This is a genomic window from Singulisphaera acidiphila DSM 18658, assembly GCF_000242455.2.
Lineage (GTDB): Bacteria > Planctomycetota > Planctomycetia > Isosphaerales > Isosphaeraceae > Singulisphaera > Singulisphaera acidiphila.
Genome location: NC_019892.1, coordinates 763389 through 781343, shown reverse-complemented (window position 1 = coordinate 781343; position 17955 = coordinate 763389). Strand labels below are relative to the sequence as shown.

The window sequence follows — 17955 nt, the reverse complement described above, 5'->3', positions numbered from 1 at the left end:
CATGATGAACCACATTCCGAGTCGCGCCGACCAAGGTGGTGAGTGCCCGCCACGCCGGCTCTACTTGCTGGAACCGGGTTGGCGAGTGGGGCAAAAGGTAGGCAATGATCGCGAATTCTGCTACATGATGGCCCCCGGCCAGGATTACTATCATCGCGTCTATGACGGCGAAATCGTCGTCCTGCGCGGCGATGAACGGCTTTGCATGGCCTGCGCCGAGCGCCGGGGACTGCTTTCTTTTGCTCCCAAAGGCCTTGGCGAACAACTGGGTATCGTCGAATTCGCAATTGAAGAATCGACCCCCGAAATTGAGTTGGGGATGAAGGAAGACATCGACTGATCCGCATGACACGCCCCCCCCTCCTTTCGCGGGTCGACCCGGACATTATCCTGGACGACATCAAACTGGCTCCCAGGTGGCCCGCCATCCTCCGCCAGCCCGCAGAGGGTCGGCGTAAAGCTCCATCTTGACTTCTCTAGTCGAAATAGAGATGATTTCTTAAATCCTGAGCGGGGTAGGCACCGATGAGTGTTTCGTCGAAGTGTTACTATGCGGTTCGAGCGATTTACGCTCTGGCCGAACATGCGAGTCCCGAGCCACTCAAGATCGCCGAGATTGCCGAGCGGGAGATGATCCCGATCCGGTTCCTCGAGGTGATTTTGGGGCAGCTCAAAGGGGGCGGGTTCGTGCAGAGCCGGCGCGGAGCCGAAGGGGGCTATCGCCTGTTGCGCGCGGCCGACGATTTGACCGTCGGCGAGATCATGAGGTATGTCGACGGACCGATCGCGCCCGTCGACTGCGTCAGCCAGTCGCGTTACAAGGAATGCGAATTCCACGGCGAATGCCACTTCTTCGGGTTCTGGGGCCGGGTCCGCCAGGCAATTTCCGACGTCGTCGATAAGACCACGTTTGCCGACCTGGTGCGTGAGAACCGCGAGCGGAAACGAGGGTACGTCGGCGACTGGATCATCTGATCATTCCAAGCAAAAAGAGGCGACGTGCGTCTCTTTTTTTTGATGGTAGGGCGTGCGAAAGACGCCGGAATTGCATCGGCGTATGCCGCCGCGTGAAGGGATCCATGGAACAAGCGACCTCCTCGATCATCGGCCGCCCGCGAACCACGGCGCGGCTCAGGGGCTACGGCCTCTGCCTCGTCCTGCTGGTCGCCGGGTGCGGACCGGTTCGAGGCGCCGGCAACAGCGACGACACCCTGACGATCGGCGCTTACTCGGTGGTCCGCGATGCGTTCCGCGAGAAAATCTTGCCCGGGTTCGCGGCGCACTGGAAGCAGAAGACGGGACGGCTGGTCCGCTTCGAAGAGTCGTATAACGCCTCAGGGGCGCAGAGCCGGGCCATCGTCTCCGGGTTCGACGCCGACGTGGCCGTCCTTTCCCTGGACGGGGACGTCAATCGGCTGGTCAAGGAAGGCTTGGTCGATAAAGACTGGAAATCGGGGCCGGGACGCGGTCTGATCACGCGGAGCATCGTCGTGATCGGAGTCCGCCCGGGCAACCCGGCGAAGATCAGCGATTGGGACGACCTGGCGCGACCGGGCGTCGGCGTGCTCTACCCCGACCCGAAGACGTCGGGAGGCGCGAAATGGAACATCAACGCGATCTACGGCGCGGGGTTGCTCCATGACCCGAAGACGCCCGATCCGGCCGCAGCCCGTGACCTCTTGAGCCGGGTCCAAGCCAACGTACTCAACATGGACAGCTCGGGCCGGCAGAGCATGGCGACCTTCGAACGCGGCACCGGCGACGCGATCGTCACGTATGAGAACGAGCTCCTCCTGCAAGACAAGCGGAAAGGAGTCGCGGCCCCCTACGTGATCCCGGCGGCCACGCTCCAGATCGAGGGTCCGGCGGCGATCGTGGAGACCTCGGTGAAGAAACACGGCAACCGCGCGGTGGCCGTGGCCTTCCTCGACTACCTTCGCACCGAGGAGGCCCAGCGGATCCTGACCGACTACGGTTTTCGACCCCTCGACTCCAAGCTCGATCCCCCCGGCCGACGGCCGCTTCCCCCTCGACTCTTCACCATGAAAGAACTCGGCGGCTGGACCAAGATCAACAAAGAGGTGTACGACCAGGGCGGGGTCTGGGACTCGCTCTTCACTCGATCCAAGGGCCGCACACAATGAGCCGCCAATCACCGATCGGTACATCGAAATCCGACCTCGTGCTTCGCGGAACGGCCCTCACGTACCTTGGCCTCATGGTCGTCCTCCCCTTGACGGCCCTCAGCGTCCGGGCGGCGGAACCGGGCCTCGCGGAGTTCTGGAAGCAACTGACCAACCCGTTCGCCTGGCACGCCTTGAAGCTGACGTTCGCGACCGCCCTGGTGATGGTGCTCATCAACGCGGTGATGGGAACGGCGACCGCCTGGGTCCTGGTTCGCTACTCATTCCCCGGCAAGGGGATCATGAACGCCCTGATCGATGTTCCGTTCGCGGTGCCGACGGTGGTCACCGGCCTGATGCTGGTCGCGCTTTACGGCCCGACGAGCGTCCTGGGCTCGTTCCTCGGCCGCCACGGCTGGGGGGTGATCTACCAGCAGCCGGGGATCGTCCTGGCCTTGCTGTTCGTCTCGTACCCGTTCGTGATCCGGAGCGTGCAGCCGGTCCTCCTCGAGATGGACCCGGCCGAGGAGGAAGCGGCGGCGACTCTCGGTGCCGGGGCGTTCACGACGTTCCGCCGGGTCACCTTCCCGACCCTCTGGCCGGCCATCCTGACCGGCACGGCGCTGGCGTTCAGCCGGGCGCTCGGCGAGTTCGGCAGCGTCGTGATGGTGGCCGGCAACCGACCGCTCCAGACCAAGACGGGGCCGATGTACATCTTCGGCGAGATCGAGAGCGGCAACCACCACGGCGCCATGGTCGTCTCGGTCGTCCTCCTCGCCAGTTCACTCGGGATCCTGATCGTCCTGAACCGGATGCAACGGCATGGGAGGCCCGTCCATGGCCGTTGACGTTGACCTTGAGGTGGACGTTTTGCCCGCCACGCAGACGCAAACCACGACGAAGACGAAGCGTGATCGCCTCCCTTGGGGCCGCTGGCTCCTGATCGGCCTGGTGGTAGGCTGGTTCGCCATCCTGGTCCTGGTTCCGGCCCTCGCCTTGGTCCGAGCCGCCCTGGCGGGAGGGTTTCGCCCCTTCCTCAACGCCTTGGCCGCCCCCTCGGCCCGGGAAGCGTTCCGCCTGACGTTGCTGATCACGCTCCTGGCCACGGTGGTCAACACCGTCTTCGGCCTCGCCTTGGCGATCGTCCTGGCCCGGCAAAACTTCTGGGGCAAGACCCTGGCCGACGGGATCGTGGATCTCCCGTTCGCGATCTCACCGATCGTCGCGGGGCTGATGCTGATCATTCTCTATGGCGGTAAGGGCTGGATCGGCCACTGGCTCGAGCCGCTGGGGATCCAGGTCGTCTACGCTCTGCCGGGCATGGTCCTGGCCACAACCTTCGTCACGCTCCCGTTCGTGGTCCGCGAGGTCGTGCCGGTCCTCCGCGAGTTCGGGGTCGACCAGGAAGAGGTGGCGTATACCCTGGGCGCGGGGCGTTGGCGGACCTTCTGGAGCGTGACCCTGCCGTCGATCCGCTGGGGCCTGGCCTACGGCGTCACCCTGACCGTCGCCCGCTCGCTGGGCGAGTTCGGGGCCTTGCTCGTGGTCTCAGGGAATATCCTCGGCCGGACCCAGACGGCCACCCTCTACGTTCACGACGGTATCGAGAGCTTCGACATCGAGGGGGCCTATGCCGCGAGCGTCCTGCTGGCGGGAGTCTCGTTCGTGATGTTGATTGGCATGGAACACTTTCGCAAGCATGTCGAAGCTCGCGAGGAGTCCTCATGACATCCTTTTACGACCCAGAGACGACCGGGTGCCCGGCAACGGTCCAGAGCGGGGGGCACTGACGTGGCCATTGCGGTCCGAAATCTGACGAAGCGGTTCGGAACATTCCAGGCCGTGGGCGGAGTCTCGTTCGAGGTTCCCGCTGGTGAGCTCGTCGCCTTGCTCGGCCCTTCGGGCTCGGGCAAAAGCACAATCTTGCGGATCATCGCCGGCCTCGAGCCGGCCGACTCGGGCGACGTCGAGATCACGGGGGAGGACGCCAGCAACCTCTCCACGCAGCAGCGTGGCGTGGGCTTCGTCTTCCAGCATTACGCCTTGTTCCGGCATATGACCATCCGCCAGAACGTGGCGTTCGGCCTCCAGGTCCAGAAGCCTCGCCCCCCAGCCAGCGAGATCAAGGCCCGCGTCGAGGAGCTCCTCGAGCTGGTCCAGTTGCTCGTCCACGCCGACCGCTACCCGTCGCAGCTCTCGGGCGGCCAGCGCCAGCGCGTGGCCCTGGCGCGGGCCCTGGCCACCCGGCCCAAGGTCCTCCTCCTCGACGAGCCCTTCGGCGCGCTCGACGCCAAGGTTCGCGACGAGCTCCGCACCTGGCTCCGCCGGCTCCACGACGAGGTCCACGTCACGAGCCTGTTCGTCACCCACGACCAGCAGGAAGCGTTCGAGGTCGCCGACCAGGTCATCGTCCTGAACAAGGGGAAGGTCGAGCAGATGGGCCCGCCCCAGGAGCTCTACGAGCACCCGGCGACCCCGTTCGTGACCGAGTTCCTCGGCTCGGTCAACGTCCTCCGCGCCGAGACGGTGCTCGGCATGGAGTTGGGGGACGAGGTCCCGCTCCCGCTGGACGTCGCCAACTCCAACGACAATTCGGCCGTCTACGTCCGTCCGCACGACTTCGAGATCACCCGCCAGAGCAACGGCCGACCCGCCTGGTCGGCCCGGATCCGCAAGCTGATCCCGCTCGGCGGCCTCGTCCGGCTCGACCTGACGCTCCTCGACGGCACCACCCTCAACGTCCAGCTCACCCGCGAGCGCTGCCTGCAACTTGCACTGGTCGACGGCGAGGATATCTACGTCTCACCCAAGGACTGGAAAGTGTTCCACGAGTCGAAACGGTTCGTGGAAAATTATGTGATCTGACGCTGCTCTCCCAAAATCCCCTCACAGGCCAAACGGATTGATTCCCGCAAGCCCCTGCCATTCTCCGGTAGGGGCTTGTTCAATTTCGTCGGATCCCATCACATCCGGTGAGGACAGGCGTAAATCTTCGAGAGGCCGTCCCGGCCTCTCGAAGAAGGCACACTCCTCTTCCGCGTATACCTGAGCAACACGCTCTGGTAACGGATCGCTATGCCGGCCAACGCCACGATGGACGACTTGGTCGAGGACAGATCGACCATGACCTGTGGTGCATCGACGGTTCCGTGATCCGGGCCAGTCGGGCGGTTATCCCGGCGTCACTCGGCCGCTGTCAGGACGTAGCCGTAAGCCTCGAACGGGATTTTGGCGACTTCCGCCGAGTAGAACCACGCGACGACCGCGTCATGCCCCGGGCAGGGCGGCTCCCAGAAGGTGTTCGCCAACTTCCTCCGTGGCAGGCCCTCGGCGTTCTCTTCGAAGTACGCCAGGACCGCCGCCGGGCACTCCGCGATCCGGCCCAGAAGGGGCCGGACATCGAACCCCATGCTCGCGACGGCGCAAATCCAGCCGTCGAGCCTATCGTAGTCGCCCGACTCGATGGCGGCGTCGACGACCGCCCCCAGGTAGTCATTCAGGGCGGCCCGCTGCCCCGCCGTCCAGGCGTCGGGCCTGGCCGCCCGGATCGCCCGGCCTGTGACCTCGGAGCGCGGCCACCACGACGGTTCCCTTGCCGTGATATCCAGGATCCGCGGCAGGAAGTAGAGGTAGTCGGCCGCCTCTCCGACCGTCAGGAACGCCGACGAAGCGTAGGAGGACAGGTCGTCCGGAGTGAGACACCGCAACCGCTTCTCCAGGAGCGTCCCGACACTCTTGCGGTCGATACAGCACGGGCAGCCGTCGATGCAGTGCGGCTTGGGGACGGTGGAGAAGGAGTCGTATAGACGCCCGATCGCGTCTTCGAGGTTGTGCACTGGGACCACCATGCCGCGGGACTGAACGGGACGCCGCCGAGAAACCGGATTCACCCCATCGGTCCCGCTGATCGTAGCAGGTGGTCACAGGAGCGGCAATGAACTGCTAGTACGAGTCGGCGGAGAGGACCTCACCACTGGAGATCGTCCCCAGCGCGCGCCAGGTCGTTGGATTGGTCGAGTCCTTGATGAACTTCACGCTGCCGTCGCCGAACAGGGCGTTGACCCCGCCGGAATGGTAGCTGCTGGCCGAGAGCGAGGCATAGGTTGGCCCGCCATTGTTTTCGTCAACGCTGACCCAGTCCATCCCCTTCGAGAAACCGGTGCCGGTGACCTTCGGGTTCGGGGGAACCGCAGTGGTGAATCCCGAGTAATACCCGGCGCCATTCGCCCAGCGGGTGTGACCGTACGGCACGCCGTATTTCTTGGAGCCGCTACACGCCTGGAGCACCGCGGCCAGAGCGGCCAACGAATTCTGCGGAGTCGGGACATTCGTGGGAGACCACGCTCCGGTCGTCGGGTCGGACGGCCCACTCGGCGTCGTCAAGCAGTCACGAGCCTGAAGGTGGCCGATGTAGCCTTCCGACGCGAGGAGGCTGTTGCTCAGGCCGTCCGTGAACTGAGCGATCGACCGCGAATACGTCGGGCCGAACGCCGAGCGGTTCACCGGGCCGAGCGCCGAGCCATTGACCGACCAGACGTACCAGTCCCCGACCGAGAACCCATAACTGGTGGTCGCATAGGGCGTGTTGCCATAGCTCGGGTTGTCGACTGACGGCCCCGTGTCGCTCGGGCAGATCAGGAACTTGATCGGCGTGTAGGAGATGGTCGTATTCGAGGCGTCGCTGTAGGTCGAACTGAAGTTGATCGCATTATAGAGCGGCCCCAGCTCCATGAACGGCGCAATGCGAGCGGCCGGGCTCCACGACGACTCAAACAACCATTGCTTGCTGGAGTAAGGCGGAACGAGGATCGTGGCGGGGGGGAAAACGCCGTTGCTGCTCTCATAGTTCATCAGCCCCAGGCCCATCTGTTTCAAGTTGTTCGTGCACTGCATCCGGCGCGCGGCCTCGCGCGCGGATTGCACGGCCGGAAGCAACAAGGCAATGAGAACGGCAATGATGGCGATGACAACCAAAAGCTCGATCAGTGTGAATCCACGGCTGGCACATCGGCGTGGCACGGGTCTGGCCTCTTTGTTTTGAGGACATTCAAGAACGCTTCAAATAACGACCCGTGATCGTACCGAACGGCTTTATGAATTTTTTATTGCATTCAATGAATCTCTCGTGAAATTAGCCTGCGCTATTGACTCGCAAACGACCCAGTTCGAAACGAAAAAAAAGGAGCCTCGGCGAGGCCGCCGTCGTGATGGAACGACGGCCCCCTCCGAGGCTCACAACTTGGTGAGCGTGACACCGACTCGCGAGTCGGCCCTGGTTGACTTTACTTCGCCCCTTCCTCAGCCCCTTGCGCCGCGGCGGGGGGAAGCGGGTTCCCCTCGGGGTCGAGGACGTTGATCACCTTGGCGTAGGGGAGCGACTTGAGCCCCGCCTCGATCTTGGAGCGGTCGCCGACGACCAGGATCACCATGTGCTCGGGGTCGAGATGGGCCTTGGCGACCCGCGCCACCTCAGCCTTGTCCACGGCGTCGATCTTGGACTGGTAGGTCGCGAAGTAATCCGCCGGCAGGCTATAGAGCACCAGGTCGGCCATCGTCCCGGCAACGCCGAACGTCGTCTCAAATTTGCTCGGGAAGCCCTTGATGATCCGGTCCTTGGCGAAAGTGAGTTCCTTGTCGGTGACCGGGCGAGGGCCGGTGATGTCGTTCAGCTCCTTGAGCAGTTCGATCAGCGCCTCTTTGGTCACCGCGGTCTGAACCGACCCGCCGGCCTCGAACGGGCCGGGGCCAATCCGGAAGGCGAAGTGCGAGCGTACTCCGTAGCTGTACCCTTTGTCCTCGCGAAGGTTCAGGTTGATCCGACTGGAGAACTGGCCACCGAGAACCGCGTTCATGAGAGTCAGCGGGAAATAGTCGGGGGTTCCCCTCGGCAGGCCAACCTGTCCGACGGCCAGGACCGACTGCGCAGCAGCCGGCTTGTCGACCAGGAAGATCGTCAGCGGCTTCTTCGACGACGGAGGCTCGGGCAAGTCCCGCTTGGGCGCTTCACCGGGCTTCCAGTCCTTGATCGCCTTCTCCAACGAGGCCGTGATCGCTTCGGGCGTCGTGTCGCCCACCACGATGAGGCTGGCGTTATTCGGCAAGAACAAGGCCTTGTGGAAGGCAACGACATCCTCACGCTTGAGCGAGTTGATCGTCTTGACCGTACCGAGATCGGGGCGGCCGTACGGATGCTCCAGGCCGTAGAGGAGGCGCGGGAAGACGACACCGGAGATCCCCTCCGCACTGTCGAGCCGCGCTTTGAGCATGGCCAGCCGCTGGACGCGAAGCCGGTTCAACTCCTTCTCGGGGAACGACGGATTCAGGAGCACGTCGGTATAGAGGTCGAGACCACGTGCCGTGTGCTTGGTCAAGGTGGTCAGCGAGAGGGTGGTCGATTCGAGCTTGCCGTCAGCATTGATCGAAGCGCCGATCTCGGAGAGAGCTCCGGCCAGCTCGAGCGAGTTCCGCGCCTTGGTCCCCTCGGTGAGGAGATCGGCGGTCATCGAGGCGAGCCCTTCCTTCCCGTGGGGCACGAGGGCCTCGCCCCCCTTGACCACCAGGTTGAGGGTCAGGATCGGCAGTTCATGCCGCTCGGCGATCAGAACTTCCAGGCCGTTGGAAAGCGTCCGGCGCGTGACCGGGGGGGGCGTGTACTTGGGGGTCGGGCCGACCTCGGGCATCTTCGACCGGTCGAAATCGTCCTTGACCTCAGCGATCTTCGGGCTCTCCGCCGGCTTCTGCTTCGAGCGATCGACCTCGGCCTCGGCCTTGCGAGGCGTCGGATCGCCGGGGTTGACGTCGAGCCGGATCCGGTTGGCGGTGAGGTACTGGTTGGCCACCCGCTTCACATCTTCGGGCGTCACCTTGAAAAGCTTGACCATCTCGGCCTTGTAGGCCAACGGATCGCCAAACTCAACATTGTAGTTGTTGAGGAAGTCAGCCTTGCGGCCCGCAGCCTGAAGGCCGACGACGAGCTGGCTCTCCTGGGTGTTCTGCGCCTTGATGACTTCTTCGAGGGTCGGCCCTTCTTTCTTGAGCCGCTCGATCTCGGCATCGGCGAGCTTGACCAGACTGTCGAGCGACTGGCCGCGCTGGGCGTAGATCGTGACGGTGAACTCGCCGGCTAGGGCACTCGCCGGATGGCCCGCCTCGACGTGAGCGGCGAGTTGGCGATCGTACATCAAGGCGCGGAAGAGCCGGTTCTCTTTGTCGATCCCACCGAGGACCAGCGAGAGGACGTCGAGCGCCTGCTCGTCGGCATCACCTCGCGGGCCGGTCGGCCAGACAAGCTCCACGCGCGGGAGCGAGACTCGGTCCGTCATCTCGATATGCTTCGCTTCGGAGAGGACGGGAACGTTTGGCTTGAGCTTGGCGACCTGGGGGCCACGGGGCAGGGGGCCGAAGTATTTGGCGACCAGCCGCTTGGTCTCGGCCGGGTCGAAATCACCCGCGATGCAAAGGCTGGCGTTGTTCGGGCTGTAATAGGTGCGGAAGAAGGTCGAGACATCGTCGAGGCTGGCCGCCGAGAGGTCGGCCATCGAGCCGATCACGCTGTGGTGATAGGGATGCTCGGGGGGATAAAGGGCTTCGAGCAGCGTTTCGGCCGTCTGGCCGTAAGGCACGTTATCGTACCGCTGCCGCCGCTCGTTCTTGACCACGTCGCGCTGGTTGTCGAGCTTCGCCTGAGTCAGGGCCGGCAGGAGGAAGCCCATGCGGTCGGCCTCGAGCCAGAGCGCCAGTTCGAGGGCGTTGCTCGGGACGTTCTCATAGTAGTTGGTCCGGTCAGTGCTGGTGCTGCCGTTGATCTGGGCTCCCACCTTCTCGATCGGCCCGAAGTATTCGTTGTCGTGGTTCTTCGACCCCTGAAACATCAGGTGCTCAAACAGGTGCGCAAACCCGGTGCGCCCCGCCTTCTCATTTTTCGAGCCGACCTTGTACCAGAGGTTCACCCCCACGACCGGCGTGGTGTGATCTTCGTGGAGAATGACCTCCAAGCCGTTGGGCAGCGTGTACTTATCGACCTTAAGCTGGGGAATCTGGGGCGTGCGGTCATCGCCGCGCGCCGGGGATCCGGCCGACCAGAACGTGGCCGACGCCGCCAGAAGGAAGGGAACGATGCCGCGTTTCATAGAGGTGCTCACTCCGTGAACTTGATTCGACGGTCCAAACTGGCTCCGTTCTAACCGGTCCCAGGGGGGGTCGTCCAGAGAGGGGAGGGGGGCCACCCAAGATCGAGAAGTCCGTAATCACCCGGCTTCGTCCCAAAAAGCGACGAGCGCGAAGCGACCTGGAGGGAACCGGCTCAAGCCCAGGGCGATTGCACCATAAATCATTTTCCAAACAGCACTTGTTCAAGATCAAAATATAGCAGCAGACATCGTCACACGGCTTGCCATTACGAATCGTCTCACTGATCGCCACACTGATCTGCTTCAAACCCTTCCAGCAGGCACGATCGGCCAGGCTCGCAAAGTGAGTTTCGATGGAAGCGGAGAGGTCATTGGCCACGAGAGGTCAATCCCGAGCAACATCGGCAGCACGCTCGCCGGATCCTGCGTTGGGGAGATTACGGGCCGCCAGGGATCAAGTGTCGCAGATTACCCATTCTAGCGCAATCGCCCTGGGATGCCGACCCCAGGAGCAGCGCAACGTAGGCGACGACCGCCATCAAGGTCCGGGTGCGGAGTTGCGGCCAAGGCCGGAGTCCTGGCCGGCGAGTCCTGCTATGGGTGAGCCCCATGACGGTCCCCAGCCAGGGAGCCCAGATCAGGTTCCAGACGAGCGCGAAGGGGAGGATCCCGTAGCCGACCTTGGCCACCCACCGCCATGACGAGCAGGCCGAACCCGAAGCCGCCATACCCCCACCGCGTTCGCCACCGAATCCGACGCGCCTCTTCCGGACAGCCTACCGGCGTTTCGACGGGCGAAGCTTCAGGCATCGAAATCCCCTGGATTCGTTGACATTACGAGAAAACCGACCGCACAGGACCAAATTCACTTAAATGCGTTCATTCCCTAATTTCATCCACTGCATCTTTCCCGTTCGCATCACTCCAACGCAACTCCGTTCCCCACTTGACCAGCCACGCCAAGAGCCCGCCTGCCAGCGCCGCCAGCAATTGCGGCAGGAGTCAGACCACAGCGACCACGGGCAGAGAATGCTGCAGGAACATGAGGTCACGAAAGACCAGATCAGCATAGCCGGCCCAAACGGCATAGATCCGATCGCCACCCAAAGACCCGAGATCGATGACGAACCGGGTCTTGCCCGTGACCGCATCCGTCACGACCCGGACCGAGCCGGTTGCCGCAGACAAATGAAAGCATCGCGGGCAAACCGGCCGTGAGAAACCCGGCCCAGAACGCCCGCCTCCTCCCCTGGGTCCGGACCAGGCGGAACAGGGCCACCTGCAACACCAGCGAGGTCGGCATGACACCCGTCATCAGCTTGTCGCCATAGACGGCAAGACGCCGAGCGGCCGGGGCCAACCTGCTCAATGCTCGGGAAACCTGGTCCGTCGAGAATCGGTCAATCACCTCGCGCTGGACCTGCCCCGCGACCGTCAGAGAGAGGTGTTAGGACCGAGCATCATCGCACGCCGATTCCCGCCTCACCAGGCCGGCCGCCTCCAGCTTGGCAGGTTGCCGGCTCGTGTTCGACATTATCGAGCCGCAGTACGTTAGCGAGGTCGCGTGCCTGGATGCCGGGGTTGCGGCCGATTTCCAGAATCGCATGCACGGCCGACGCGCAAGGCCCGTGTTGGCCATCGTCGGACGCATGAAACCGAGTTCGCGGACCAGTTGGCGGGAAACCTCCCACAATTCCTCGACCGAGAGCTCTTGGTATTGAGGTGGCGAGCAATCGGTTTATTTGTAGATGCAAGCCATAGCGAACATCAACCAAGAAAAATTTATTTGCCGCAATCCCAGTCTTTTCAAGCATTTAAGGCGTCACTCACGGCAAGCGCAGAGGAGTCCCGAGTTTTTTCCTTGCATCTCATTTCACAATCCCCCAAATTAGCCGTCGCGACCACATTTTCCAGACATTTACAACATCTTCACATAATTCGATGATCGTCATCAAAAAAATGACGATCTTGCGTCTGCTCGACTGACATCATCGGTCGCAAATTGCGTTCCTAAAATGCGATTTTCACAAGCTTATGGCTATATGCCTGAAAGCCGCGTTTGCGCTTCGGGCAGCCAGTGAATCACCTGAGGTCGACATCATGAGCCGTCGTTTCCCCCCCCTCGCTCGTCATCGTGCGCGCCCTGATCGACGGAATCGGCCCACCCAATCCTTCGTACCGCAAATACAATCGCTCGAAATCCGGCAACTCTTAACCAATCATCCTCCAGTGGCGTACAGGGCCAGCGCGCATAACTGTGCGACCTGGGTGGTCTGGCGCGACAGGCCTCGGCTCGATATCTTGGATATCGGTCCTCGTGATTGGCTTACTGCGCTCCGGCGTGCGGAGGCCGACACGGACCGATCCAAGGATGCCTCTCATGGCGAAGATCGTCGATGTCGGCTCGATCGGCTCTGATTTCGAATCCCTCTCCGACCCCCGACACACGCGCAATCGCAAGCATTTGATGGTCGATATCGCCGTCATCGCCGTCTGCGGCGTCATCTGCGGCTGTGATGGGCCCACCGCCATCCATCGCTGGGCCAAGAATCGCGCCTCCTGGCTGGCCGAGCATCTCGCCCTGCACAATGGCATCCCCTCGCGAGACTGCATCCGCCGCTTGCTCATGGCGCTGAAGCCCGAAGCCTTCCAACGCTGCTTCCAAGCCTGGATCTGTGACGCGATCCCGGCCGACCCCAAGAACCCCCGCCGACTCATCGCCATCGACGGCAAAGCCTGCCGCGGGTCGCACGACGAGGCCAACGGCCTTGGTGCCCTGCATATCGTCAGCGCCTGGGCCGGCGAAGAGGGCATTGCGCTGGGACAGGTGGCCACCGAGGCCAAGTCGAACGAGATCACGGCCATCCCGCAGCTCCTCGAGCAGATCGACCTGGCCGACACCCTCATCACGATCGACGCAATGGGCTGCCAGAAAGACATCGTCGAGCAGATCGTTACCGGCGGCGGCGATTGCGTCATCGCGGTCAAAGACAACCAGCCAAAGCTCGCGGCCGCGATCCAGGCGTTCTTCCTCGACCACCTGGAACGCGACCTGGAGGACCTGCGGTATCGCTGCCACGAGACCCGCGATGACGGCCACGGTCGCATCGACGAACGCTCCTATTATTTGGCCAAGGTGCCGCGAGATTTCGCGCCGGGCAAGGACTGGCCGTGGATCAAGGCAATCGGCTATGCCGCGCGGATTACGCAGTATGCCGACGGGACGGAGTCGGACGAGGTGCGTTACTATCTCAGCAGCCGCTATTTGAGCGGCAAGCGGTTTGGTGAAGCGGTGCGTGGCCACTGGGGCATCGAGTCGATGCATTGGGTGCTGGACGTGAACTTTCGCGAGGATGAGCACCGCACCCGCGAGCGGACTTTGGGGAACAACTTGAGTTGGCTGCGGCGGTTCGCCGTGACGCTCCTGAAGCGTCATCCCGACAAGGATAGCCTTCGCGGAAAGATGATGTCCTGCATGATCAATACGGACTACCTTACACAAGTTCTTTCACTACAGCGTGTTTGATATGCGCTGGCCCTGGCCTCACTGGGGAGATGGACGAGCCTAGATCCACTCAAATTCACCGCAGGCGACGCGAGTCTGTACCGTTATGTCGGAAACGGACCGATGAACGCAACTGATCCTTCGGGCCGAGGCATTGGAGATAATACTGGAGATAGCCTTTACCAGGGTGACTCGCCGGGCGATTGGATTTGGGGTCATCTCGGACCCGGCACATGGCCAGGGGGTACGATCACCGGTGGGCCACTGGTCATAGGAGGTCAGCCGATCAAAGGGAAACCCGGCCCGTCACTTGGAGGCCCGAAGGGGACGATGATTTCTCCAAAAACTTCGCCACTTTCGTCATGTTTGAGGAAAATGTTTCCAGAGATCTTGCCCAATCAGTTGTCTGCCCCGACCAACATGGGATGGCGCAAAACGGCACATTTTGGGACTTTTCTAGGGCGATGGGCTCCTTATGGTGGATGGTGTCTTACTGCTTTAGATGCAGTGAGCGGGCTGCTGAATCTCCCGTACATCTCGGAGGATTATACGCCCGAAGAATTGGATGCCATCGACAAGACACTTAGGTAATCCACCGTGAATTCTGGATAGAAGCACTCCTTCACATGGCTTGAGTCCTCGGAGCGTGCAAACCCTGCGCAATGATCGGTCACACCGTCCAGGAGCCGTCGGAGCGACGAAGGCATGGATGGTGTGATCTAAGCCAAGGGCTTGTCTAGTAGTCAACCTATGTTAAGGAAACCTAACGTGACGTACTATCGTCTGCCTGTTAATCTTTCTGTGACTCCAGAATATGTGCTCGCCGTTCTACGCGATTCGCACCGACAGCAATGCCAATTCGATCCGGAAGCGGATGCCCACATCGAACTGACTTTTGAAACCACGATCGACGAGTGGCGGGCCGCCTGTGATCTGCTCGAATGTCAGTACCTCGGACGGGGCCTCGACACCCAATGGAAGCTTGACCGTTCGAGCGAAGTCTGGTGCACCGTGCTAGAACCTGCGAAGGAGCGCACGCTTCGCGAACTTTGCGAATTCATCGCTCTAACGGCCCGGAGGCCAGTCATTGAACCCGTAATTGTTTTGGGGAGGAAGTGTCTCGCCGCCAGCGCTTTCTTTGTGATCCGCTCGATGTTGCGTAACGCGGGTGCGGACGTTGATTCCGTGACCCCATCAACTCCCCTCGACCAATATACCCGGCGTCATCTCGGTGTGTTTCTGGGTTCGATCTCGAAGCTGGCTCCCGGCGCATTGCCGAATGTAAAACTTGACACATCCTTGGATGACATGAGTAATGTTGGCTTAATGCTCGGCCTGTGCATAGCCTTTGCGGGGTGCTTTATCTCGGCTCTGACCGCAACCACAGGAGTGATTCTGGCTCTCGTCTCATGGGCAACGCCTTGGCTTGCTGCTCATTACCTGCCTCCCCCAAAAGCCCAGTTCGGCAGCCTCCGGACTTTCAGAGACTTAGCCATTCTCGTGGCTGATGGATCTCGACAATGGGAAGGAAGGGGGACATAGCGGAGTGGCATTAAGACAACAGTGGGACATTTGGTTTGCGTGCGAAATGAAGAAGCCAAATGGAGAACGAATGTCTAGCTTACGCGATTATTGATTCCGGTGTAGCCAAAAAAGCGTGCGATTCAAGCGGATAGGGGTCTTTGCATTCTGGATGAAGTAGGCCATTAGTTCTCCCCGCTTGCTCAGTGACGACGGTGGATTCCAATCAGGATCGTAACTCCTTCCAGTCATTCGGGGCAAAGTTGGACAGCCGTGAACGCTGCGATTCGCCAACATGGCGAATAGGCTCAGTCACACTACTTCCATCCATGCCACCATCTCGGAGCATGTTAGGAGCTGCACGACAATAAACTACCGAAAGTAGTCTTGTAGAAAATGTGAGGCACGGCAATTGTGCAGGGATGCCGGACACCAACCTGATCGAATGGATTCGTCACAAGTATCTCGCCATCGTCACCGACCTTGACGAACGCGGGCGACGGAGATGGGCCGCGGCCGAAGCGCGATCGCTTGGTCGTGGAGGCGTGACAACTGTTCTGCCACATCACCCGGAATTGGCAGGGCATTCCGCTGGAGACACTGGAGATCGTGGTGAGTCTGATCGGCTCCACGACAACGCAAGAGGGGCTGGAAGCAGGGCCAGCGCACACTAATTCGTTGATCCGACAATGACTTGCAACAGGAACTCCTCACTCCAGCCGCAACTCCGCCGCTTCATGGCTACGCTCTCGCGGCCGGGATGTTGCTTCAACAGCGAGAGGCTGAGGCGATTCAGCCACGCCATGTTCTCTCGGAGGCACTTCTCGCGGATCCGCGATTCGTCCTCGCGATAGGTCACATCCAGAGTCCAGTGGCAGCCGTTTTCAATGCCCCAGTGCGACCGAACGGCGCGGGCGAATCGCTGCACATCAATCGCCAGGCTGCTGATGTAGTAGCGGACCTCGTCCGTCACCTTGCCGTCGCGGACCGATTCGGAGACCGCAATACCGATCGATTTCAGCCCGTTCCACGACCTGAGCCCCGGTAGGTCTTGGGGCACGGGAAGTTGAATGTAGGTCCGCGTCTCCCGACGGCCATGCCCCGACTCCACGGTCTGATGCCGGCCGGCATCCACACCCGCGAAGTCGTCCTCCCACTGCTCCAGGATGTGGTTGATGACCACCTGATGCATCGTCCCCTGGTTCCCTTTCAAGGCCAGGACGTAATCCGCCTTCCCCTCGACGATTCGCTCGGCGATGGCCTTCTGCGTCCCCATCGCGTCGATCGTGATGATGGCCCCCTCGATGTCGACCTGCCTCAAGAGCTCGGGGATGGCCGTGATCTCGTTTGACTTCTCGGCGCAGGCCACCTGGCCCAGCGACAGGCCGTACTCGCTCGCCCAGACGCTCACGGAATGCAGGGCCCCCAGGCCGTTCTTGCGGTCGTGGCTCCGCCTCGCCGTCTTACCGTCCACGGCCAGGACCGGCTGCTCGATTCCGGTCTCCGCTTCCGCTGTCGCCCGCAAGGACCGCAGCCATCCGGCGAAGCATGACTGGAAGGCATCGGGCTTCAGCGCCATGAGGACACGACGGAAGACGTCCTTGCGTGGGATGCCGTTGGGCAAGTCCAGGACTCTGACGAGGAACGCCTCCTTCATGACAGCCCACCTGGCGATCGCGGTCGGGCCGGCGGCGCCGGCCAGGATAGCCATCAAGGCGATCGCAATGACGCTGGTCAGGGGATGCTGGAGATTGATCGAGGAGCGGGGGTCCTCCAACTCGTGGAAGTGGAGTACGATCTCATCCAGGTCGACGCGTCGTGGATCCGCCATCGTTCGCTCTCCATGCATAACCAGCCGGGGAGTAAGCATGGAGAATGATTTACAAAAATATCGGCCCGGGCGCAAGCCCTACAGGTCGCCAAAACTACCTATAAATGCGCGCTAGCCCTGGGGCTGGAAGTCCATGCGTGGCTGGATTCCGAAGCCTATGAAAAAGATCGCAAGGTCAGCGACCAGGAACTTTCGGAAGTGCGTATCAAGCGTAACAAATTTCATGGCGAATGGAACTATGAAGTCCACCCCCGACCTAAACCGTCAATTCGGTAGTTTATTGTCGTGCAACTCCTTAGATCCGTTAAGTTACCCCAGGGCTCAAAAATTCCAGGGTGTGAAGGTTACCCACACATCTCCCCAAATGGGGGGCCGACCCGGGCCGGTCGCACGCCCCCCTGCCACCCTTCGAGGTCGTCCGTCTCCAAGTTCTCGCCCCGTCCAGCCGTACCCACCACGTCTCGCCACGCCGCATCCTCACGCAGCACTTCGCTTCGCACCGCCACCACTCGCTCTCTCCTCACACCGATCCCACTCATTCTCTCCCCGCGTTGACGCATCGCACGATACCGGCCTGAGCCGTCCCCTGGCCAAGCGCCATGACGTGGGGCCTAACTCGCTGGAGGTGTGCCCACGCGCGTACGCACACCTACGCCGGGCTACGCCCCACACTCGCAAGCCGTTTAAATTGTGCAACATGTCTGGACGTTATTCTTGACAGATCCGTTCCAGGGAGTATCTTGGCGTGTCGGCTCGATCGACGGTGCTTGGCCTGTCCGGTGAGGACACGCCGTAGCCACGATCGGGACGAAAGCGGGCCGAGAGAGTGCTTGTAACACCCTCCCG

At 61.8% G+C, this 17955-nt stretch carries 15 protein-coding genes and 3 pseudogenes; 11 read left to right on the top strand and 7 right to left on the bottom strand.

Going from position 1 to position 17955, the window contains the following annotated elements:
* Position 1: 1 nt before the first annotated feature.
* The 6 genes from SINAC_RS03060 to SINAC_RS03035 all read left to right on the top strand — a co-directional run bounded on the left by SINAC_RS03060 (position 2) and on the right by SINAC_RS03035 (position 4988).
* Positions 2 to 340: a hypothetical protein gene (locus SINAC_RS03060; RefSeq protein ID WP_015244231.1), complete on the top strand. Its 339-nt coding sequence runs from the start codon at positions 2 to 4 to the stop codon at positions 338 to 340.
* A gap of 185 nt (positions 341 to 525) precedes the next feature.
* Complete coding sequence (locus SINAC_RS03055) at positions 526 to 975, top strand: RrF2 family transcriptional regulator (RefSeq protein ID WP_015244230.1); 450 nt, start codon at positions 526 to 528, stop codon at positions 973 to 975.
* Positions 976 to 1079: 104 nt separating this feature from the next.
* On the top strand, positions 1080 to 2144 hold the full coding sequence (locus tag SINAC_RS03050; RefSeq protein WP_015244229.1) for a sulfate ABC transporter substrate-binding protein: 1065 nt from the start codon (positions 1080 to 1082) through the stop codon (positions 2142 to 2144).
* Positions 2141 to 2971 (top strand): sulfate ABC transporter permease subunit CysT, encoded by an 831-nt coding sequence (gene cysT / locus SINAC_RS03045; protein ID WP_015244228.1) that lies wholly within the window; start codon positions 2141 to 2143, stop codon positions 2969 to 2971. The genes SINAC_RS03050 and cysT overlap by 4 nt, the downstream gene beginning before the upstream one ends.
* Positions 2961 to 3851 (top strand): sulfate ABC transporter permease, encoded by an 891-nt coding sequence (locus SINAC_RS03040; RefSeq protein ID WP_015244227.1) that lies wholly within the window; start codon positions 2961 to 2963, stop codon positions 3849 to 3851. The genes cysT and SINAC_RS03040 overlap by 11 nt, the downstream gene beginning before the upstream one ends.
* 63 nt (positions 3852 to 3914) lie before the next feature.
* Positions 3915 to 4988 (top strand): sulfate/molybdate ABC transporter ATP-binding protein, encoded by a 1074-nt coding sequence (locus SINAC_RS03035; protein ID WP_015244226.1) that lies wholly within the window; start codon positions 3915 to 3917, stop codon positions 4986 to 4988.
* A 317-nt stretch (positions 4989 to 5305) separates the two neighbouring features.
* On the opposite strand, the gene SINAC_RS03030 is transcribed toward SINAC_RS03035, so the two are convergent.
* The 6 genes and pseudogenes from SINAC_RS03030 to SINAC_RS41745 form a co-directional block, all read right to left on the bottom strand.
* Positions 5306 to 5959: a hypothetical protein gene (locus SINAC_RS03030; protein WP_154673951.1), complete on the bottom strand. Its 654-nt coding sequence runs from the start codon at positions 5957 to 5959 to the stop codon at positions 5306 to 5308.
* Between the two features lie 106 nt (positions 5960 to 6065).
* Positions 6066 to 7142 (bottom strand): DUF1559 family PulG-like putative transporter, encoded by a 1077-nt coding sequence (locus SINAC_RS03025; RefSeq protein ID WP_015244224.1) that lies wholly within the window; start codon positions 7140 to 7142, stop codon positions 6066 to 6068.
* A 263-nt stretch (positions 7143 to 7405) separates the two neighbouring features.
* Positions 7406 to 10252, bottom strand: coding sequence for a M16 family metallopeptidase (locus tag SINAC_RS03020; protein ID WP_015244223.1), 2847 nt, complete (start codon positions 10250 to 10252; stop codon positions 7406 to 7408).
* Between the two features lie 437 nt (positions 10253 to 10689).
* Positions 10690 to 10980: a hypothetical protein gene (locus SINAC_RS03015; RefSeq protein ID WP_015244222.1), complete on the bottom strand. Its 291-nt coding sequence runs from the start codon at positions 10978 to 10980 to the stop codon at positions 10690 to 10692.
* A 274-nt stretch (positions 10981 to 11254) separates the two neighbouring features.
* Positions 11255 to 11440 (bottom strand): hypothetical protein, encoded by a 186-nt coding sequence (locus SINAC_RS40470; protein WP_020467684.1) that lies wholly within the window; start codon positions 11438 to 11440, stop codon positions 11255 to 11257.
* A gap of 127 nt (positions 11441 to 11567) precedes the next feature.
* Positions 11568 to 11945 (bottom strand): annotated as a pseudogene (locus SINAC_RS41745) (MarR family winged helix-turn-helix transcriptional regulator); the annotation flags it as partial.
* A gap of 687 nt (positions 11946 to 12632) precedes the next feature.
* On the opposite strand from SINAC_RS41745, the gene SINAC_RS03005 reads away from it, so the two are divergent.
* The 4 genes and pseudogenes from SINAC_RS03005 to SINAC_RS41740 all read left to right on the top strand — a co-directional run.
* Positions 12633 to 13778, top strand: a complete 1146-nt coding sequence (locus SINAC_RS03005) for an ISAs1 family transposase (RefSeq protein ID WP_015244221.1) — start codon at positions 12633 to 12635, stop codon at positions 13776 to 13778.
* Positions 13779 to 14525: 747 nt separating this feature from the next.
* Entirely contained in the window at positions 14526 to 15299 is a 774-nt protein-coding gene (locus tag SINAC_RS03000; protein WP_015244220.1) for a hypothetical protein, read from the top strand.
* Between the two features lie 401 nt (positions 15300 to 15700).
* Positions 15701 to 15835: pseudogene (locus SINAC_RS41080) on the top strand (ISAzo13 family transposase); the annotation flags it as partial.
* Positions 15828 to 15932 (top strand): annotated as a pseudogene (locus tag SINAC_RS41740) (ISAzo13-like element transposase-related protein); the annotation flags it as partial. The pseudogenes SINAC_RS41080 and SINAC_RS41740, both read left to right, overlap by 8 nt.
* A 16-nt stretch (positions 15933 to 15948) precedes the next feature.
* On the opposite strand, the gene SINAC_RS02995 reads toward SINAC_RS41740, so the two are convergent.
* Positions 15949 to 17109, bottom strand: a complete 1161-nt coding sequence (locus SINAC_RS02995) for an ISAs1 family transposase (protein ID WP_015244219.1) — start codon at positions 17107 to 17109, stop codon at positions 15949 to 15951.
* 57 nt (positions 17110 to 17166) lie between these two features.
* On the opposite strand from SINAC_RS02995, the gene SINAC_RS41735 reads away from it, so the two are divergent.
* The gene (locus tag SINAC_RS41735) at positions 17167 to 17385 is read left to right on the top strand and encodes an ISAzo13-like element transposase-related protein (RefSeq protein ID WP_081578417.1); all 219 of its coding nucleotides are present in this window, start codon (positions 17167 to 17169) and stop codon (positions 17383 to 17385) included.
* Positions 17386 to 17955: the final 570 nt, after the last annotated feature.